The organism is Gracilibacillus oryzae (assembly GCF_009498735.1).
GTDB classification, from domain to species: Bacteria; Bacillota; Bacilli; order Bacillales; family Amphibacillaceae; genus Gracilibacillus; species Gracilibacillus oryzae.
In genome coordinates this window covers 417,432-419,706 of record NZ_ML762424.1, presented here as the reverse complement: position 1 = coordinate 419,706, position 2,275 = coordinate 417,432, and the positions used below count along the sequence as shown (strand labels likewise).

1 protein-coding gene and 1 pseudogene are annotated in these 2,275 nt (G+C 34.5%); both read left to right on the top strand.

All coding sequences use genetic code 11. The features are described 5' to 3' along the window. Positions 1–471 precede the first annotated feature (471 nt). Complete coding sequence (locus tag F9U64_RS02080; RefSeq protein WP_153401172.1) at positions 472–1,467, top strand: lipoate--protein ligase; 996 nt, start codon at positions 472–474, stop codon at positions 1,465–1,467. A gap of 124 nt (positions 1,468–1,591) precedes the next feature. Continuing rightward, a pseudogene (locus tag F9U64_RS22775) lies at positions 1,592–2,275 on the top strand (M48 family metalloprotease); the annotation flags it as partial.

The following is a 2,275-nucleotide window of genomic DNA, read 5'->3' as shown; positions in this document are numbered from 1 at the left end:
GAGAGTCAAGGCATTGAAGCAAGTAATAAGTGAGAATCTTAGTTCACGTTATGTTCCTTCTTTTATTTAAATGGCCGTGTTGTTTTGTTCCAATAAAAAAAGCAGCTAATAGTAGCTGCAGGTGTCTTGTCTTTTACATATATCTCAGATTAATTGGATGGGAATGTTCATCATCCTCTTTTAGCAGGATAAGAAGGATGAAAAGAACGAAAGAGATAGGGGTAAAAGACTTCAAATAGGTTAAATGGCGGGATGATTGCAGTAAACATGTTAGGGAGCATGTTTATAAATCTACAATATCTTCTCCGCACAAATCACACTTTTTAAGAAGTGTGTCGTATTTATATTGTATTATAACAAAAAGAAAAAATCAATAATTTGTATTAGTACAATTTCAAAAAATTGTATTATTTCCTTAATTCTTTTATACTAATTGATAATAGCAATCATTACATAAGGAGAGCGATTCAAATGAAATTTATTGATAATAAAGGCATAACAGATCCTCATATAAATTTAGCGATCGAAGAATATGTGTTAAAACAGTTTGGAGAAACAGATTCTTATCTGTTATTTTACATAAATGAACCATCTATCATTATTGGGAAAAACCAGAATACAATTGAAGAAATTAATACAGATTATGTTGATGCAAATGGTATTCATGTTGTGCGCAGACTGTCAGGCGGTGGAGCTGTTTATCATGATCAAGGTAACTTAAACTTCAGCTTTATTACAAAAGATGATGGAGACAGCTTCCATAATTTCGCTAAGTTCACTGAGCCTGTTGTAGATGCATTGCGTGCGCTTGGTGTTCCTGCTGAATTAAAAGGACGAAATGATTTAGTTGCAGACGGACGCAAAATATCGGGAAATGCCCAATTTACTACACGCGGCAGAATGTTTAGTCATGGTACATTGATGTATGATTCGGAAATAGAACATGTTGTCAAATCTTTAAAAGTAAAAACAGAGAAAATACAGTCAAAAGGAATTAAATCAATTCGAAGCCGAGTGACCAATATCTCTGAGTTTATGGAAGAAAAACTACCAATGGCTGAATTTAAAAACCACATTTTACGCCATATATTTGATGTGGAAAATGTAGAAGATGTTCCTCAATATGTATTAACAGAAGAAGACTGGGCAAATATTCATGAACTGTCTAAAGAACGTTATCAAGAATGGGATTGGAATTATGGAAAATCACCAAAATTCAATATCCAGCATTCTCATAAGTTTGATGGTGGATTAGTGGATGTGCGTTTAGATGTGAATAAAGGAATCATTGATCAATGTAAAATTTTTGGTGATTTCTTTGGTATCGGTGATGTGGCTGAATTAGAGGAGAAATTAGCAGGTGTTCGTTATGAACGCCAGGCCATTGATCAGGCATTAGATGAAGTGAATGTTTCTCATTACCTTGGAAAAATATCGAAAGAAGACCTGGTAGGATTAATATACTGATAGAGGAAGCAGACTGTCTCCAACATAAAAATGGTGACAGTCTTTTTACTAAAATTTACTATAAGCTCGTTTAGCTGCAAGAGGTAGCGGCAAAGCTGAGGATATAAAATTAAGGGAGTCATTTATGAAAAAGTTAATAATTGGCTATTTGTTCTTTGCAACTGCAGTATTTCTCTACTTCTATTATTTCTATCCACTTGATTCATTCAGTGATTCGCGATATGGTGCATTATCACATGCGTTTTATTTTGCGATGCTGCCACTGCAGATCATATTATTATATGTCCTGCTCAAAAAGAAAGGTGGTTATCAGTGGATAGAGAAATATAACTCACGGTTATTCCAATCCTTTTTATTTACATGTTTGCTTGTCATTTTAGATTTGCTTGTCCATCTTCCTTTTCAAATTATCTGGCATTTTATCTCAAGGTATGAAGGGACAAGAACCCAATCGTTTCTTTCCTGGTTTCTGGAATTATTATTATCTAAAAGCTTATTATTTCTTGGGCTTTTTCTCTTGATATACTTCTGTTGTGTATTAATGGAAAAGTGGCCAAAAAGATGGGGGATCCTGTTATGGATCACGATCGTGCCTGTTGCCATCTTTTTTGTTTTTATTCAGCCGGTCTGGATTGACCCGCTTTTTGATAAATTTTACACATTAGAAAATGGTGGGTTGCGGACAGAGATGGAGCAATTAACCGAGAGTGTTGGATTAACTGATGTGGATTTCCTTGTCGTTAATAAGAGTGAAGAAGTAACAACATATAATGCTTATGTGACAGGAATTTTTGGTCATGCCCGCATT

What these genes read in the sequence shown, in the direction of transcription:
- F9U64_RS02080 (WP_153401172.1), top strand. Translation starts at nt 472, where the DNA reads ATGAAATTTATTGATAATAAAGGCATAACAGATCCTCATATAAATTTA.